Source organism: Paenibacillus arenosi (assembly GCF_014841135.1).
GTDB classification, from domain to species: domain Bacteria; phylum Bacillota; class Bacilli; order Paenibacillales; family Paenibacillaceae; genus Paenibacillus_B; species Paenibacillus_B arenosi.
In genome coordinates, this window is sequence record NZ_JACYTN010000029.1 from 1 (window position 1) to 17,495 (window position 17,495).

A 17,495-nucleotide genomic window follows, 5' to 3' on the forward strand; every position below is an offset into this window, starting at 1 on the left:
ATGATATTGAGTCATAAATAGTACCTCCTCTGAATGGGTCTGCATAACTTCATTCTAGACGAGGCTCTATTTCATGGCTCTTTTTTTTGTTCACCATTTTACACAATTATACGGACTCAACTCCTTGTAGCTTAAAAATGAAATAAAAAACTGCATATTAGCATCAATTCTCCTTACATAACTATTTTTGGCTGAAAAAGCCTGCACTTTTGCAGTAATGCAGCTAAAGGATCGTTCGTTGAATCCCCCTCACATCATAACCTCACATCATGCCTCATATCATAACCTGCCGAACCCCCGAATCCAGAACCGTCATAGGAAGTTTGCATGAGTATGTACTTCTCATTTTCAAAATGCTTCGACAGAATCTTCGTGCCTATAGCTTTGTTTCGTATAAGCAGTATGGATGCTCATATTTTAAGCGTGTTTACACTTAATCAAATGGATTGGAATGAAATTAGCTTTAGCAGTTGATGATTGAGATAGTTTCATATACAATACAACTTGCGTAAAGTGTTAACCATAATTTAATTATAATAGGTTAACAAATAAAAAGGTATAAATAGTAGGCTAAGAGGTGGATGATGGCACTTCTTGATGGACGTTTTGGCAAAGGGATATTTATTTCAGCTACTGGAACAGAACTGGGGAAAACGGTATTAGCTTCAGGAATTGCTCATTGGATGCATATACATAAGTTAGGTGCAACCGCACTATGGAAGCCTGTACAAAGCGGTGTGGAGCTAGGGACGGTAGAGGCTGATAGTTACCGTTTATTAAAAGGATCCGGGTTAACGAATGTAGGGGAACGCGAACTTGTTACTTGGACTTTACGTGAACCGTTAGCCCCATGGGCCGCTGCTAAGCGGGAGGGGCTAGAAATTAGCATGAGTGAGCTTGTTGTCGAAGGGGAGCGCAGACTGCAAGCAAGTGACAGGCTTGTTGTCGAAGGGGCAGGTGGTGTGGCTGTTCCTTTACAGGCTCGACATACGATGGCGGATTTGGCTGCGGCGCTGCAATTGCCTATGCTGATCGTAGCTGCGCCGCTGTTGGGGACGGTAAGTCACACGGTTACAGCGGTGCAATATGCACGCTCAAGGGGGGTAAAGGATGTGGCTGTTGTGTTTGGTGCGATGTTGTTCAAGCCAACTGCTGAGTGGAACAAGGCTGCTTACGAGCAGCAGTTGCACGAGAACACCGAGATGATCGAGTTGTTAGCTGAAGTCCCGGTAGTAGGAGCTGTTCCATATCTTCCGCACCCCAATAGGATAGATGAGGACCTGTGGATCAACTGGCGCAAGGATTGGCTGCGCGAAACAGCTCATCTAACAACTTTGCACGATTGGCTTAATGCACGACTATGAATGAAAAATTCGATACATTCGATACATAGGTGAGAGGATGGGGAAGAAGATGTCTATGATGATGGTGGAGCAAGATTGGTTGGGGCTAGCGCGTAAAGCAATTGCGGGGGAGTCCATTACACGTGAAGAAGCTTTAAGTGTCATTAGAGCGGACGATGATGAAGTATTGGCGATTATGGATGCTGCCTTCCGTGTAAGAAAGCATTTTTACGGTAAAAAAGTAAAGCTCAATCTCATCATTAATGCGAAAAGTGGATTATGTCCAGAAGACTGCGGTTATTGCTCACAATCTCGTGTTGCGGATACGCCTGTTACTAAATATCCGTTGCTTGAAAAAGGTGTGCTCGTGGATGGTGCACGTAAAGCAATGGAAATGCAGGTGGGAACGTATTGTATCGTTGCTAGCGGACGCGGGCCGACGAATCGTGAATTGAATCAAGTGATTGAAGCCGTGGAGGAAATTAAGTCGACGATGCCGATGAAAATATGTGCTTGTCTCGGTATTTTATCTGAAGAGCAAGCAAAACGGCTTAAAGAAGCAGGCGTGGATCGCTACAATCACAATCTCAACACGAGCGCCGACCACTATTCGCATATTACTTCCACACATACCTATGAGGATCGAATTGAAACGGTTGAGACAGCGAAGTATGCTGGCATGTCACCTTGTTCAGGCGTCATTATTGGCATGGGAGAATCAGATGAGCAGCTAGTGGATGTTGCTTTTGCGCTCCGTGACATTGATGCGGATTCCATTCCTGTCAACTTTTTGAATGCAATTCCAGGGACTCCTTTGGAGAAGCTGTCTAATTTGGATCCAAGACGCTGCTTGAAGGCATTAGCTTTGTTCCGATTTGTATGTCCGACGAAGGAGATTCGCGCTTCTGGCGGCCGTGAAATTAATTTGCGATCGATGCAGGTGTTGGCGCTATATGCGGCTAACTCGGTGTTTGTTGGTGACTATTTAACGACCGAGGGACAAGAGGCATCTGCTGATCATGCCATGATTGAAGATATCGGATTTGAGATTGAAAGATGTGCATTGTAAGGAAAGCATGGTAAGGCTTGTATTGTAAGGTAAAGGTATGGATGAAAACAGACTTTATTGTATGCACTGGCAGAAATAGGGATGCGGGGAGGTTCTTCCTCAAACAATGTGTTCGAAAAAATATGATTGGATGCATCAGGATTTGGAGCGACTGCAAGCAGGAGAACGTTTGCGAAATATGATAGAGAGCCATTGGCTGGACGATGGCTATATGGAGCGAGATGGTATTCGTATGTTGAATCTTGCATCTAATCATTATTTGGGATTGAATCCATGGTTGGATGACGACGGTTGGGAGCAGGTCAAAGCATGGTGCCGGCAGTATGGTGAGTCAGGCGTGCGAATTGGTTCGGGAGCGTCACGACTTATTTCCGGTCATGATGGTGTGCATGCACAGTTAGAGCGAGAGATAGCTAAGTTTAAAGGACGGCAGGCTGCACTTGTATTCACGAGCGGATATATGGCCAATGTTGGTGTCATTGCTGCATTAGTAGGACGAAATGATGCTGTGTTTAGCGACAAATTGAATCATGCCAGCATTGTGGATGGTGCGTTGTTAAGCCGCGCTCACATGTATCGCTATTCGCATCTTGATATGAACAAGCTAGAGTATCAGTTGCAGCAGTGGAGCAAGACGTTAGAAGGGAAGCAGAATCATGCATTAATTGTAAGTGATGCGGTATTTAGTATGGATGGCACAGTTGCGCCATTACGAGATCTGGTGTTGCTGAAGGAGCGCTACAATGCGCTCCTTCTTATTGATGAGGCGCATAGCGGTGGCGTATATGGTGTTGAAGGGCAAGGCATATGCCATAAGTTAAGCTTGCATGAACGTGTCGATATCGTGATGGGCACATTTGGTAAAGCATTTGGAGCAGTGGGGGCTTACATTGCTGCGGATGACATTGTAATTCGCTATATGATTAATCGCGCTCGTACGCTGATATACAATACGGGATTGCCTCCGTTAATGGCTGCACTAATCCTTATGCGTTTGGAACAAGTAAAAAAAGCAGATCATTCGCGGTTAGCGTTGATGAGAAACGCGGCTCTACTACGTGATGGATTCATAGAAGCGGGACTGAACACAGGTGTGGGAAGCAGTCATATCGTGCCGCTTATACTTGGTACAGATGACAGGGCTGTGGCGATTAGTCGCAAGCTTGCTCAATCAGGCATAGCTGGTATTGCAATTAGACCGCCAACCGTTCCGGAGGGTACGGCACGGATTCGCTTTACACCGATGGCGTCTCAGTCGGAAGAAGAGCTGCGCAAAGCGTTGTCTATTATTGTGAAGGTGGTTCGAGAAACGTAATGGGTGGCAGCAGTACTCTGCACGCTGTGGTGATTGATATACATTTACGAGTAATGCATAGATGACGAGGAGTAAAATGGTAAGCCTTAATGAGCGATGAGCGAGAAAGGAGCGCTGGAGCCAATGAGCGGAAGCCCAAGCAGTGTAAATGACAGTTACATATGGATTCACGGCTGGGGGGCCAGTGAACAGCTGTGGCAGCAAGCGGCACAGTCGCTTCCTGATGCTGCTCATCATTATGTCAGTTTTATGGAATGCGATTCATCGGATGAGATGGTCGCAGTGATTATGGGACAGTTGGCTACGGCTACTGCGAGTTCCCAGCGCTGTCATCTTGTGGGTTGGTCCATGGGCGGCATGCTGGCGATTGAAGCGGCTGCCAAGTGGTTACACGGAGCTAGGTATGCTGAGCGTAGCTTGGAAAGCATAGGGCTTAACGATGCAGGACGTGATGCGCGAAGCGGGATGGATATGAGGCAACGCGAAGCGGGGGATGCTGCGCACAGCGTGGATGATGAAAGGTTGTCTGAAATGGCAAGCAATATGCGGAGTGGAGAAAGCTTGGATTTGCGGGAAGCGAGAAATGATATGCCAAGCAGGGAAAATGTAAAGCTCCGGAAAGCGGTAAGCACAAGCAGTGCCATGAGCCGAGAAGAAATGAAGCTTCAGCAGCTTAGTGCTGGGCTGCTCGCGAGCCTTGTGCTGGTAGGTTCGACGCTGCGCTTCGTCGCACCTACCAGCACGGAGGGGTGGCCGCCGCGCGTATTGCAGCGCATGCGGCAGCGGCTGGCCGCCGCGCCAGAGCAAACGCTCCGCGAATTCGCGGTGCGCTTGCTAGCTCCGGCGGAGCGGCAGCAGCATGAGCCGTTGGAAGCGAGGCTTATCGAGCGCTTCCAACGGCCCGGCTTCACGCCCGCGGGATTGGACGCGGGCTTAGCCTATTTAGCATCCGCTAACTTGACGGATGCATGGGCGCAGCTAATCGCTGCGCAGCTCCCCGTGCTGTGGCTCCACGGGGAGCTAGACCCGCTAGTGCCTATAGGCGCGCAAGCAGAAGCGCGCCGCCTAGCGGGTCCCGACGTCCGGTCCGTCGAATATCGACGCCTGACCGGACAAGGGCATGTCCCATTCTTGACCCATCCACGCGAATGGGAGGAGGAGGTGAGCCGCTGGCATGAACAATTCCAGTTCTAGCAAGCTCCCTTTAATGGGGACAACAAGAACGATAGCGCCTGACATTAACAAAGAGATCGTAGGGCAGCGATTTGATCGCCATGCTCATGAATATGATCAATATGCTGACGTTCAAATAAAAATGATTCAAACATTGCTGAGGTGGCAGCCTGTGCAGCAGCGTATGCAAGTTGTTGCAGACCGGAATGGTAATCAACATTTATACAATCAAGAACCAGTAAAGCTGCTCGACATCGGCTGTGGTACAGGAGCACTGACACAAACTGCGATCTCAACCTCAGCTGTTCCATCATCAACCCGACTATCGTTACTGGACTTATCACCACGGATGCTGCAAGAAGCACAACGGAAACTAATGCTTACAGGGTATGATATTGAGCAACTTGACCTTATCGTTGCGGATGCTGAGAAGTGGGCTGTTGTTGACATTGAATCGAGCAAGAAATGCAATCGTAGTAATGTTATCGAAACATCGAGTCAAGACAGCTACGACATCATTTTATCGAGTGCTGCGTTTCAATGGTTCAATCAGCCTCAATCGACACTGCAAGCACTTTATAAACGGTTAAGACCAAGAGGCATGCTCGCATTTGCGACCTTCTTGCCAGGTACGCTGCATCAATTGCACGATGCTTGTGCCCATGCAGATAGCCAACTGAATAATGAAGTGTGCCCACGTGGACAAGCCTATGTGCACGCAGCGGACTGGCAAGCATGGATGGGAGAATGCGCAGCTTCTTCAGCTTGGATGGAGCAACAATGGACGTTGACCTATGCCAGCATTGATGACATGCTTCAACATGTTCGTCGAATTGGAGCGAGCAATGCGCTTCAACAGCAGCCTGCCCCTATAACACGAAAATGGATTCATTATATGAAGGAATATTACAACGAGCATTATAGTAGGGAAGACGGTACGGTTTATTTAACCTATCGAGCAGGATTCGGATACATCAGCAACGAACAGATCTCCAATTGGAGAAATTAAGAATGAAGCATACATGTAAGCATGAATAGCTTGCTTGTTTCAATGAACTTTTTGGTAGGTAATTACTTCAATATGCGATGAGAATTGACGTTGCTAATCTGTATGAATTGGTTGTTTGCAGTGCATCTTATAAGAGCGGCTATCGCTAGTGACCGGCCGATTTTCAGCATATCATTGGAAAATATGTTGCAGTGCTCTGCTTGCTTGCATCCGCTGATTCAAAATGTTAAAATGACTTATATAGTTTTTAAGTGGAATGCAATAGCGTGTTACTAGTACGACTAGGCATGAGCTAAGCAGCTGTTCATTAGGGTGAACTGCAGCTTTAGCTTATGCCTTTTTTGACATTCAGTGGTATATTTTCCAGCTTGATATGAATAAAAAGCCGTCTTTGACGGATCCATACAGTCGATACGCTGACAGCTAGATAACTTGAAGGAGGAATTCTCATGTTTGGTCTTTTTGGCAAGAAAAAAAAGCAAGTTTCAATCACAGCTCCGATTACAGGTAAGGCGGTAGCATTGGATCAAGTTCCTGATGCAGCATTTTCACAAAAAATTATCGGTGATGGTATCGCAATCGAGCCGACTGAGGGCGTTTTCGTAGCTCCATTTGACGGAACTATCGTTCATTTGATCGATTCCCACCATTCTTTGGTTATGGCAAGTGATGAAGGTGTTGAACTTCTTGTTCACATCGGCATTAACACAGTATCCTTGCAAGGTAAGCCATTCACACCGCACGTGAAGTCTGGCGACAAAGTGAAAAAAGGCGATACGCTTATCGAGTTCGACATCGCTCAAATTAAAGAAGCAGGTCTTCCAACGATTACACCTGTTATCATTGCTAATGGTGACATTGTAGCTGAATTGAAAGCACTTGAAGGCAATGTAACAGCAGCTTCCAGCCCGGTTATTGAAATTACATTGAAATAGAGAGATATATTTATTTTCGAATATAACGAATAAAGGAGCCATTTCATCATGGAAAAACAATTTACAGTTAAAAACCCACAAGGTATTCACGCTCGTCCAGCAGGCGCAATCATGAAAAAAGCTAGCGAGTTCGCAGCTACTCAAATTTCTCTTGAACTTAACGGTCGCAAAATCAGCGCGAAAAGCATCACAGGCGTATTGACACTTGGAATGAAAGCTGGAGATACAGTTACAGTAAGCGCAGAAGGCGATCAAGCAGAGCAAGCGGTTGAAGCAGTAGGCGCAGTTATCGAATCTGTACTTGACTAATTTTGTACGTTATCGAAGCAACGTCTAGGCAATCGTAAAGGAGTGGAGAATCCTTCATGCTACTTAAAGGAATCGCAGCAGCATCTGGTTATGCAATCGGACCGGCATTCATTATGGAAGAGCAACATACTGAGATTGAACGTCGTGAATTGCCTGCTGGTGAAGTAGAAGCAGAAGCAGCCCGCCTACAGGCGGCGGTACAGCAAGCGATGGCAGAGCTGGAACAGATCAAAGAAAAAACAGCAGCTAAGCTTGGTGAACATGAGGCAGAAATTTTTGCAACACATATCCTCGTTCTTCAGGACGAAGAGTTTATCGGTCAAGCGGTACAAAAAGTGCGTGACGAGTCTGTTAATGCAGAATTTGCAATGTCAGAAGTAACGCAAATGCTTGTTGATATTTTCTCCAGTATGGACAGTGAGTATATGCGTGAGCGTGCAGCGGACTTCCGTGACGTGAGCAAGCGTGTATTGACTGCTTTATCTGGCCAATCAGGCACATCTTTAAATGATTTCGAAGAGGCAGTTGTACTGTTCGCACATGATTTGACTCCTTCGGATACAGCTCAGCTTGATCGCAGCAAAGTAGCTGGATTTGCAACGAACATCGGAGGCCGTACATCGCACTCTGCAATTATGGCACGTTCTATGGAAATCCCAGCTGTCGTTGGTACGCAAAATGGCTCTGAAGCTGTAAAAACGGGAGACATCGTCATTTTGGACGGTTCAAGCGGAATTATTTTGGTTAATCCTGATGAGGATACAATCAAGACTTACGAAGAGAAGCAAGCGAAGTACATGAAACGTCAAGAAGCGATGAAGCTGTACAAAGACAAACCATCTATTACAGCTGACGGACATGAGGTCGAACTCGTTTCTAACATCGGTAACCCGCAAGACGCACTCGGTGCCCGTAACAACGGAGCTGAAGGTGTAGGTCTGTATCGTACGGAATTCCTTTACATGGGACGTGACAACTTCCCATCTGAAGAAGAACAGTTCAACTCTTATGTAGCAGTGTGCGAGACATTGGGTGCTGAAAAGCCTGTTGTTATCCGTACGCTTGATATCGGCGGAGATAAGGAGCTTCCATATTTGGAACTTCCTAAGGAAATGAACCCGTTCTTGGGTTACCGTGCTATTCGTCTTTGCTTGGATCGTAAAGATCTGTTCAAGACACAGCTTCGTGCTATTTTGCGTGCAAGCGCTCATGGTAACGTTAAGTTGATGTATCCGATGATTTCTTCCATTGTAGAACTTCGTGCAGCTAACGAATTGTTGGCCGAAACAAAAGCGGAATTGGATGCAGAGGGTATTGCATACAATAAGGAAATGGAAGTCGGAATGATGATCGAAGTTCCAGCTGCAGCGATTATCGCTGATCAGTTGGCAAAAGAAGTAGACTTCTTCTCGATCGGAACAAACGACTTGGTGCAGTATACGATGGCGGCTGACCGCATGAACGAGAACGTATCGCACTTGACACAACCATTTAATCCGGCAGTAATTCGTTTAATTAAAATGGTTATTGATGCAGCGCACAAAGAAGGCAAATGGGCTGGTATGTGCGGCGAGATGGCTGGTAACTTGAAAGCTGTTCCGCTCTTGCTTGGACTTGGCTTAGACGAGTTCAGTATGAGTGCAAGTTCTGTACTTTCCGTTCGCGTATTGCTGAGCCGCTTGAATCGTGAAGAGATGAAGCAATTGGCTGAAGAAGCGTTGAACTTGGAAACAGCAGAAGAAATTCAATACTTGATTGTTGACCGTGTACCTGCGATTCAGGAACTTACGATCTAGACACAACAATGCAGGCTAGGGAAGTTTAGAAAGCACTCCTAGTCTGTATTTTTTTACATTTATAGTATAATTATGATGTTGTTCTCTAATTTAGTGTAATAGTTGGATAAACGCGATAATATCGCATATCTTCATTGACAATTATCAAGGATTCTTCTAATATAATCATTAGATTGACCGCTGTGATGGCGAAAACGTTTTCAATCCGATGAGAGAGGAGTATACCGTTGTCCGACGAGCGTCGATTTGAAATCATACGCGCATTAAGCAACAATGTCGTGTTGGCGAACGATGTGTTGACGAACAAAGAGACTATTCTCATGGGCAAAGGAATAGGATTCGGGGCTAAGCCTAATGGATCTATACCCGCTTCAGATGGTCGGATTGAGAAGACGTTTACGCTTGAAAGCCAGCAGCATTTATCCCAATATCAAATGTTACTGAATCAGATTGATCCTGATGTCATCACCGTTTCAGAACGCATTATTTCCATGGTATCGGAGGAACTAACGCCGAATCTCAATGAGCATATTCACTTGGCTCTGCCGAGTCATATTGAGTACGCTTTATATCGTATTCGTCATGAAATAGCGATTGAGAATCCGTTCTTGTGGGAATTGCAGACGCTGAATCCGAAGGAATTCGAAATTGCCGCACGAGCTGCTGGGATGATTGCCGACAGCTTCGGTGTAGAGGTGCCTGAAGATGAGATCGGTTTCTTAACGATCCATATTCAATCTGCTGCTGCACATGTTCCAGTAGGTAATGTTGTACAGTACAATCACCTGCTGAAAGACTTGGTGGCACTTATCGAGCACAGACGAGGTGGGCCGATTCCGAAGGAAAGTGTTGACTACTTGCGTTTAATTACGCATCTTCGTTTTGCGATTGAGCGTATTAGGCAGGGCGAGCATTCACCGAATCCATTCCGCGATAAGCTGAAGGATATGGTGCCTCATGAATACTCGGTTGCGAGAGAGGCAGCAGACCTAATGGAGAAGAAGCTCAACAAGTCAGTAACGGATGATGAGACAGCTTACATCGCGATGCATTTGTATCGTTTATTCAATAAAGACTTAGATTAACCTTATACCATAAGCGTGTTACTAGTTCGACTAGGCATGAGCTTGCCATGAGACACATCCTTGATGTTCAAGGATGCGACTCGTCGCAAGTTCATGCCTTTTTTACTTGTTCGTTTGCTTAATCATCCTTAGCGGTGATGACAGGCCGGGGTGCAGAGAATATTGCGCCCGCCTTTTATCCATACTTAATATATCTTTTAAAGGGGGATACCTCTCATGTTAGCCTTTTTGCAAAAAATAGGTCGCGCATTGATGCTTCCTGTGGCAACGCTTCCAGCGGCAGCAATTCTCATGAGGTTAGGTGCAATTGACTACGTCAACGAATTCAAGTTTGGCGAAACAGTCGGTGGATTTTTCAACAGTTATATCGCACCATTCATGGATGCTGCGGGTGGTACAATCTTTGCGGAGCTACCACTTATCTTTGCAGTCGGTGTAGCTATTGGTTTGGCCGGTGATGCAGTAGCAGCATTGGCAGCAGTTATCGCACATGCAATTCTTATGAAAGTGTTAGCCATTTCTCCGGGTATTTGGTCGTTCGTAGATGATTCTGTAAAGCTCGATATGGGCGTACTCGGTGGTATTTTGTCAGGTTTAGTAGCAGCTGGGTTGTACAAGAAATATCACAACATTAAGCTGCCGGATTGGTTAGGATTCTTTGGTGGTAAACGTTTTGTTCCGATGGTAACAGCAGCAGCAATCTTGCTTCTCGGTATTCCATTGGGTATGATCTGGGGTCCAGTGCAAGCGCAAATTGATGCGGTTGGTACTTGGATTACAGGCTTGGGTGCAGTTGGTTCTGGTATGTTCATTACGATTAACCGCTTGCTTATCCCAACAGGTTTGCACCACGTATGGAATAACATCCCTTGGTTCCAGCTTGGAACATGGGAAGTAGGCGGCGAAGTATTCCGTGGAGACATTCAGCGCTTCTTCCATGGTGACCCGTCCGCAGGTATGTTCATGACAGGGTTCTTCCCGATTATGATGTTCGCACTTCCTGGTGCGGCTTTGGCGATTATTCACACAGCGAAGCCTGAGAAACGCAAAATGGTTTCTTCTATCTTTATCGGTACGGCATTCGCTTCTTTCCTTACAGGTATTACAGAACCGCTTGAGTTCGCATTTATGTTCGTAGCTCCATTCCTATATGTAATTCACGCGTTATTGGCAGGTTTGTCTGGCGCGATCACGTACATGTTGGGGATTAAGCATGGATTCGGCTTCTCGGCAGGATTTATTGACTACGGTTTGAACTTCGGATTGGCGACGAAACCGTTACTCATTATTCCAATTGGTCTTGCATACTTCGCGGTGTACTACCTCTTGTTCCGCTTCCTTATTGTGAAGATGAACTTGAAGACACCTGGACGTGAAGACGATGAAGCTGTTGGTAACTCTGCTGGTTCTACAAATGCAAGCTCCCCGTTGTCTGAAAAGGCACAGAAGGTGCTTAGCATGATCGGCGGTAAAGACAACATCGTTTCTAACGAAGCATGTATTACTCGTCTTCGCTTGACGTTGAAAGACGACCAAGTAGTAGACGAGGCTGGCTTGAAAGCTCTAGGTGCAGCAGGCATCATGAAGCTTGGCTCTGGTAATGTACAGATCGTATTCGGTACACAATCTGAGCTTCTGAAGGAAGAGATTAATAAGCTGTAAGTTAGGCTTTAAATAGGAATAGAAAATAGCGGTGTAGGAGAAGACTCCTGCACCGCTATTTTTAATTTCGTAGGTTCCAATGCGCTAGCGGTTGCCACAGAGGTTATTCAACTTAAATTGGCTTGTTTTGAAATGTAAAGGGCGTCAGAGAGCTTATTTGTTACTTATAGTGATCTTAATCATAATAAAAGCCCAAATAAGCTCGCCTACCCGTTACGTTTTTACAATGCGCCATTTCACGAAATTAACCTCTCTGGCGCCCATTAGAAAAAGATCTCAGGTTGTCTCGCGGCGTATTACAGACTGAAGACTGTAAGCTGTATACTGAAAATTGAGGGCTTAACGTTGAATCACATCCGAGTCCTAACTGTTTATAAATCGATTAATTACAGGTGTGCGCTGAAGCAAATTATTAATCTTTCATGTCTAATCGACAATAATCGACAGCACCCCGTAAATGAACACTTTGATTAAAGCTTCATCTACGGGGTGTTCGGGCTATTGATGTTTATTTAGTATCGCTATTTCGTCATCCTACGGAAGCTCTCATGCGCAGCTTCAATCGTACGATCAATGTCCGTTTCTGTATGCTCTGTCGTTAGGAACCACGCTTCATACTTCGATGGAGCAAGGTAGAAGCCTTGATCGAGCATATGACGGAAGAACGCTGCGAACGCTTCTGTATCCGTGTCCTGCGCTTCTTCATAATTCGTGACTGGATGATCGCAGAAATGAGTGGAGAATGCACCGCTAATGCGATTAATCGTCAACGGAACCCCATAACGCTTCGCACCTTCCTCGATGCCAGCCGTCAAGCGAATCGCGAGTTCCTCCATGCGGGGATATACGCCTTCGCCTTGCAGCACTTCCAAGCAAGCGATACCTGCTGAAATGGAGGCTGGGTTACCCGCCATCGTTCCTGCTTGATAAGCAGGGCCTAGTGGAGCGACTTGCTCCATAACATGCTTGCGTCCGCCATAGGCGCCGATTGGTAATCCGCCTCCGATGACTTTGCCCAGTGCCGTCAGGTCAGGCTCGATAGCAGCCTGATTCGGGAAGGCACGGAATGTTTGCGTGGAGCCGTAGTGGAAGCGGAATGCACTAATCACTTCATCATAGATAACGAGCGAGCCATTGGCGCGTGTCATCTCGCATAGCCCTTCAAGGAAGCCTTCTGCTGGCATAACCATACCGAAGTTACCTACGATTGGTTCAACCATTACAGCGGCGATATCGTCGCCCCAACGCTCTAGAGCAAGCTTTAAGCTGTCTAAGTCATTGAATGGCACGGTAATAACCTCTTGCGCGATGCTTGCAGGGATACCTGCACTGTCGGGGATGCCGAGTGTGGATGGGCCAGAACCTGCAGCGACAAGTACAAGGTCAGAGTGGCCGTGATAACAGCCGGCAAACTTAATAATTTTATTACGTTTCGTATAGGCACGAGCTACACGGATAGTAGTCATAACCGCTTCAGTACCTGAGTTGACGAAGCGCACTTTATCCATAGATGGGATCGCTTCTTTCAACATGCGAGCAAGCTGAATCTCCAGCTCCGTAGGTGCGCCATACAACGTACCGTTTTGTGCAGCACGGGTGATAGCTTCCGTTACATGGGGATGAGCATGTCCGGTTATAATAGGGCCGTATGCGGCAAGATAATCCACGTATTGATTGCCGTCTACATCCCAGAAATAAGCACCTTGAGCGCGCTTCATAAATACAGGTGCTCCGCCGCCTACGGCTTTGAATGAGCGAGAAGGGCTGTTTACACCGCCTACGATATGCTGTAATGCTTCTTCATATAGCTCAGACGAACGAGTTCTATTTTGGTGAGTCATGTATATCATCTCCTTGTTTGTCATAGTGGTGTTCATTTGTAAAATGTCGTTCTCTCTGACAACTTGAACTCATATGGAATTTCATGTGAAGACACTTTGATGCTAACGGGTTTCGCTTGTTTCTGCTCTCGCCTTTGTATTCGATTCTGATTCGGACGTAGTCGAACCTTCGAGAATGTGCTGCACATAGGTAGGTACGTCATAACCTTGCCGCAGATCGATGACAGAGCTTGAACCAATCATTCTGTCGTATATCATATCTTGTCCAGGAACTTGATGTGTGGTTCCTACCTTCATATCAAGTGCTAATGACCCAAGCTTCAGCATATCGCTAACCTCTAAGTTCGTGTCCATGTAAGGTGAGATACTTTCGATAAGCTGGGGCAGCTTCATGATCGACCATACAGACTTCATCTTATTTGCGACGGCAACCATGAGATCACGTTGTCGCTGTGTTCGGGAAAAGTCAGACATCGCATCATGCCGGAAACGGACATATTGCAGTGCGCTTTTGCCATCAAGGGTTTGTAATCCCTTTTTGAGATTGATATCATACTCGGGCCCATCTGCTCTGCTTCGATATTTCATATCTTTCTCTACGTTGAATTCAATGCCACCGAGCTCATCAATGAGCGAGATGAAGCCTTGAAAATCGGTATAAATATAGTATTGGATATGTAGTCCTGTATAATCACCTATCGCTTTCATGGCTAATTCTGGTCCACCTAATGCAAGTGCCGCATTGGCTCGATTGTCGCCATGTCCGGGAATCGGAATGTACGTATCCCGCAGCAAGGATAGTAGTGTCGCTTGCTTGGTAATCGGATCAATGGAAGCAATAAGCATCGTATCTGACCGAGGGACTTCACCTGTATCTATACCGCGGGAGTCAGCTCCAAGCAGCAGAATGTTGACTCGTTCTGTGCCTTCCCATTTTGGGGGCTCATAGGTTGGCTGAGCAGGATCTTTAGGTTTAGGCAGCAAGCTGCTGTCAGGAGGTTTGTGTAAACCATCCAAGCTGCGATAGAGCGACAATGTGTACAGGCTGGCAGTTGCAAGGATGATAATGAGTACCCCGAGCAGGATCCATTTCCACTTTTGTTTCAACCATGTCATTTCATTTCTTCCTTTCTGCGATCGGAGAAAGAGAGCCTATTCATGGTGAATTCCGATATGGAGTTGTGTCTGTTGCTTTTTATCATTATAGGTCGAATTCAGGGCCTTATCAATGAATGTACTCACAGCTGAAGCATCATGTCTTCCCTGACAAGCCCAGTTGCGTTACACTGTTAAAGGTTAAGCAGAAAGGTGGTTGTTTCAACGAATGAATGCAATCGAAGTAAACAAACTGCGCAAGACATTCAAAGTGCAGCGCAATCGAGAAGGCTTGAAGGGTGCGATGCTGGACCTGTTCAAGCGTGAATATAACGAAGTTATGGCTGTAAAGGATATTTCTTTCACCATCCCTCAAGGTGAAATCTGTGGATACATTGGCGAGAATGGTGCTGGTAAGTCAACGACAATTAAAATGCTAACAGGCATTCTCGTACCTACTTCGGGTCATTTGAAGGTAGGCGGCTATGTGCCTTATGCAGAGCGTGAGAAGTTCGTTCAGCATATCGGTGTCGTGTTTGGACAGCGGAGTCAGCTGTGGTGGGATATCGGTGTCATTGAGTCGTTCCGCTTGCTCCGTAAAGTGTACCGAGTAGGGGAACAGGACTTCAAGCACCGCTTGGATGAGTTGGTGGAGCGTCTTGAGCTGCAGGATTTGCTCAATCGTCCTGTACGAAAATTAAGCTTAGGGCAGAGAATGCGCTGTGAGCTAGTTGCATCTTTGCTCCATCGACCGTCGATTCTATTTTTAGATGAACCTACAATCGGCCTCGATATCGTCGTGAAATCAGAAATTCGCGAATTCCTGCTGCAACTGAATAAGGAGCATGGTACGACGATTCTATTGACGACACATGACTTGCAAGATATCGAAGCGTTATGTTCGCGCGTTGTCATGCTGGATGACGGAAACATCATTTATGATGGAAGCCTTGATCATTTGAAAATGACATGGGGAAAAGGTCGGGAAGTGAAATTCCAATTCGCAGAACAAGTATCCAAAGAGAAGCTCAGCATCCTGACAGCGGGTCTTCCGGTTGTATTGGAAGTGCAGTCTGAATATGAAGCCAGTGTTATTGTGCCACAGGATGCGAACGTTTCCGATGTGATCGCGCGGGTGGCGAGTGGGGTTTCGATTTCTGACTTGAGCATCGAAGAGACGAACACGGACGATATCGTACGTGAGATTTATCGTACAGGCAATGCGGAGCAGCCAACTAAGCAAGGGGTATCGTAACATGAGAAATAGCGCTTATTTGGATTTGATACGGATGCGTTTCCTCATGATGCTTGCGTACCGCGTGAACTACTATTCAGGCATATTAATTTATACGCTCAATATCGGGGTTTACTATTTTACATGGCAGGCGATATACGGCTCGCAGGAGACGCTAGCGGGTTTTACAGTCGAACAAATGACGACGTATATTGCGGTATCGTGGATGGCACGCGCCTTTTATTTTAACAATCTCGATCAAGAAATATCGAGGGAAATACGGGATGGCAGCGTTGCGATTCAGTTTATTCGTCCGTACAACTATATCCTAGTGAAGATGATGCAGGGGTTCGGAGAAGGTATTTTCCGATTGCTGTTGTTTATGGGCCCAGGAATGATCTTAGCCTGTATCTTGTTCCCAGTACAGCTGCCAACTGATCCGAAGCTATGGCTTGTATTTGCGTGGATGTTATTTATGAGCTTCCTTATTAACTCGCAGATCAACATCATTACAGGACTTACAGCCTTCTTTATTGAAAATAACCAAGGGATGATGCGATTGAAGCGGGTTATCGTGGATTTGTTCTCCGGCGTAATCGTGCCGATCTCGTTCTTCCCAGGCTGGCTTATTACGTTAAATGAATGGCTGCCGTTCCAAGCGATCACGTATCTTCCAAGCTCCGTATTTACAGGGCGTATCCCTGACGGAGAACTGCTTGGCGTGCTAGCGATTCAGCTGATTTGGTTCGCTGTGCTGATCGTGCCTATTATGCTGCTGTGGCGTGCAGCGCGTCAGCGCTTGTTCGTGCAAGGAGGGTAACGAATGTATTATGTAGGGCTTGTATCAGAATATTTGAAAAATTACGCCAAAACCCGACTAACCTATCGGGCAGACTTTTGGATAGAAGTGATTTCCGATTTGATGTTCCAAATTACGAACTTGATCTTTATCTTCGTTGTATTCATGCACACGCCGACCTTGGCAGGTTGGACGCGGGATGAGATGGTGTTCGTCTATGGGTACTTTATGATTCCATACGGGATCTTCAGCTGCTTCTTCAATATGTGGGGATTTAGCGAGCGTTACATTGTTAAGGGTGAGATGGACCGTATATTGACACGTCCTGCACATAATCTGTTTCAAATCCTTTTGGAAAATGTAGATCCCCCATCCATAATTGGTTCCTTCGTCGGAGCGATATTGATGATCACCGCAGGTTCGCAGCTAGGGATCGATTTCGGTGCATTGGACATCCTTCTGCTACTTATTATGATTGTAGGGTCTGTGCTCATTTATTTCGGTATATACACGGCTTTAACGTCTATTTCATTCTACTCGGATGCGCCGACAGGTATTTTACCGCTTGTATGGAATATTCAGAACTACGGCCGTTATCCGCTTACGATCTATAACCGCTTTATTCAAGTGCTGCTGACGTGGATTCTTCCGTTTGCTTTTGTGGGCATTGTGCCGGCATCTCGCTTCTTGGAGGACAAGGGAATGGAGCAAATGGCGTTGTTAACACCTGTCGTCGGCATTATTGCCTTTACGATCGGTCTAACGATGTGGAATGTTGGTGTTAAACGATATCGCGGAGCAGGTTCTTAGAACGATCTAGCTTGATATTG

General features: G+C 46.2%; 15 protein-coding genes. 13 read left to right on the forward strand and 2 right to left on the reverse strand.

Features of this window, described 5'->3' with window-relative positions; translation table 11 throughout:
* Positions 1-581 precede the first annotated feature (581 nt).
* The 10 genes from bioD to IFO66_RS21265 all read left to right on the forward strand — a co-directional run bounded on the left by bioD (position 582) and on the right by IFO66_RS21265 (position 11,696).
* On the forward strand, positions 582-1,364 hold the full coding sequence (bioD, locus tag IFO66_RS21220) for a dethiobiotin synthase (RefSeq protein ID WP_192027036.1): 783 nt from the start codon (positions 582-584) through the stop codon (positions 1,362-1,364).
* A gap of 49 nt (positions 1,365-1,413) precedes the next feature.
* Complete coding sequence (gene bioB / locus IFO66_RS21225) at positions 1,414-2,412, forward strand: biotin synthase BioB (protein ID WP_225445963.1); 999 nt, start codon at positions 1,414-1,416, stop codon at positions 2,410-2,412.
* 106 nt (positions 2,413-2,518) lie between these two features.
* On the forward strand, positions 2,519-3,727 hold the full coding sequence (locus IFO66_RS21230; RefSeq protein WP_192027038.1) for an aminotransferase class I/II-fold pyridoxal phosphate-dependent enzyme: 1,209 nt from the start codon (positions 2,519-2,521) through the stop codon (positions 3,725-3,727).
* Between the two features lie 123 nt (positions 3,728-3,850).
* A complete protein-coding gene (locus IFO66_RS21235; RefSeq protein WP_192027039.1) occupies positions 3,851-4,921 on the forward strand; it encodes an alpha/beta hydrolase in 1,071 nt (356 codons plus the stop codon).
* Entirely contained in the window at positions 4,902-5,909 is a 1,008-nt protein-coding gene (locus IFO66_RS21240; RefSeq protein WP_192027040.1) for a methyltransferase, read from the forward strand. Before IFO66_RS21235 ends, IFO66_RS21240 begins: the two co-directional genes overlap by 20 nt.
* Before the next feature lie 449 nt (positions 5,910-6,358).
* Positions 6,359-6,844 carry a PTS sugar transporter subunit IIA gene (locus IFO66_RS21245; protein ID WP_192027041.1) on the forward strand — a complete coding sequence of 162 codons (486 nt, stop codon included), beginning with the start codon at positions 6,359-6,361 and terminating at the stop codon, positions 6,842-6,844.
* 48 nt (positions 6,845-6,892) lie between these two features.
* Positions 6,893-7,153 carry an HPr family phosphocarrier protein gene (locus IFO66_RS21250; RefSeq protein ID WP_028594731.1) on the forward strand — a complete coding sequence of 87 codons (261 nt, stop codon included), beginning with the start codon at positions 6,893-6,895 and terminating at the stop codon, positions 7,151-7,153.
* Positions 7,154-7,209: 56 nt separating this feature from the next.
* The gene (ptsP, locus tag IFO66_RS21255; RefSeq protein WP_192027042.1) at positions 7,210-8,949 is read left to right on the forward strand and encodes a phosphoenolpyruvate--protein phosphotransferase; all 1,740 of its coding nucleotides are present in this window, start codon (positions 7,210-7,212) and stop codon (positions 8,947-8,949) included.
* A gap of 227 nt (positions 8,950-9,176) precedes the next feature.
* Positions 9,177-10,034, forward strand: coding sequence for a glucose PTS transporter transcription antiterminator GlcT (glcT, locus tag IFO66_RS21260; RefSeq protein WP_192027043.1), 858 nt, complete (start codon positions 9,177-9,179; stop codon positions 10,032-10,034).
* Between the two features lie 216 nt (positions 10,035-10,250).
* On the forward strand, positions 10,251-11,696 hold the full coding sequence (locus IFO66_RS21265; protein ID WP_028594734.1) for a PTS transporter subunit EIIC: 1,446 nt from the start codon (positions 10,251-10,253) through the stop codon (positions 11,694-11,696).
* A 521-nt stretch (positions 11,697-12,217) separates the two neighbouring features.
* On the opposite strand, the gene IFO66_RS21270 is transcribed toward IFO66_RS21265, so the two are convergent.
* A complete protein-coding gene (locus tag IFO66_RS21270; protein ID WP_192027044.1) occupies positions 12,218-13,537 on the reverse strand; it encodes a glutamate-1-semialdehyde 2,1-aminomutase in 1,320 nt (439 codons plus the stop codon).
* A 102-nt stretch (positions 13,538-13,639) separates the two neighbouring features.
* Positions 13,640-14,653 (reverse strand): LCP family protein, encoded by a 1,014-nt coding sequence (locus tag IFO66_RS21275; protein ID WP_192027045.1) that lies wholly within the window; start codon positions 14,651-14,653, stop codon positions 13,640-13,642.
* A 208-nt stretch (positions 14,654-14,861) separates the two neighbouring features.
* On the opposite strand from IFO66_RS21275, the gene IFO66_RS21280 reads away from it, so the two are divergent.
* Genes IFO66_RS21280 through IFO66_RS21290 form a run of 3 tightly spaced genes read left to right on the forward strand, consistent with a single transcriptional unit; the run spans position 14,862 to position 17,475 of the window.
* Complete coding sequence (locus tag IFO66_RS21280; RefSeq protein ID WP_192027046.1) at positions 14,862-15,887, forward strand: ABC transporter ATP-binding protein; 1,026 nt, start codon at positions 14,862-14,864, stop codon at positions 15,885-15,887.
* 1 nt (position 15,888) lies between these two features.
* Positions 15,889-16,686 carry an ABC transporter permease gene (locus IFO66_RS21285; protein ID WP_192027047.1) on the forward strand — a complete coding sequence of 266 codons (798 nt, stop codon included), beginning with the start codon at positions 15,889-15,891 and terminating at the stop codon, positions 16,684-16,686.
* Positions 16,687-16,689: 3 nt separating this feature from the next.
* Positions 16,690-17,475 (forward strand): ABC transporter permease, encoded by a 786-nt coding sequence (locus tag IFO66_RS21290; RefSeq protein ID WP_192027048.1) that lies wholly within the window; start codon positions 16,690-16,692, stop codon positions 17,473-17,475.
* Positions 17,476-17,495 lie beyond the last annotated feature (20 nt).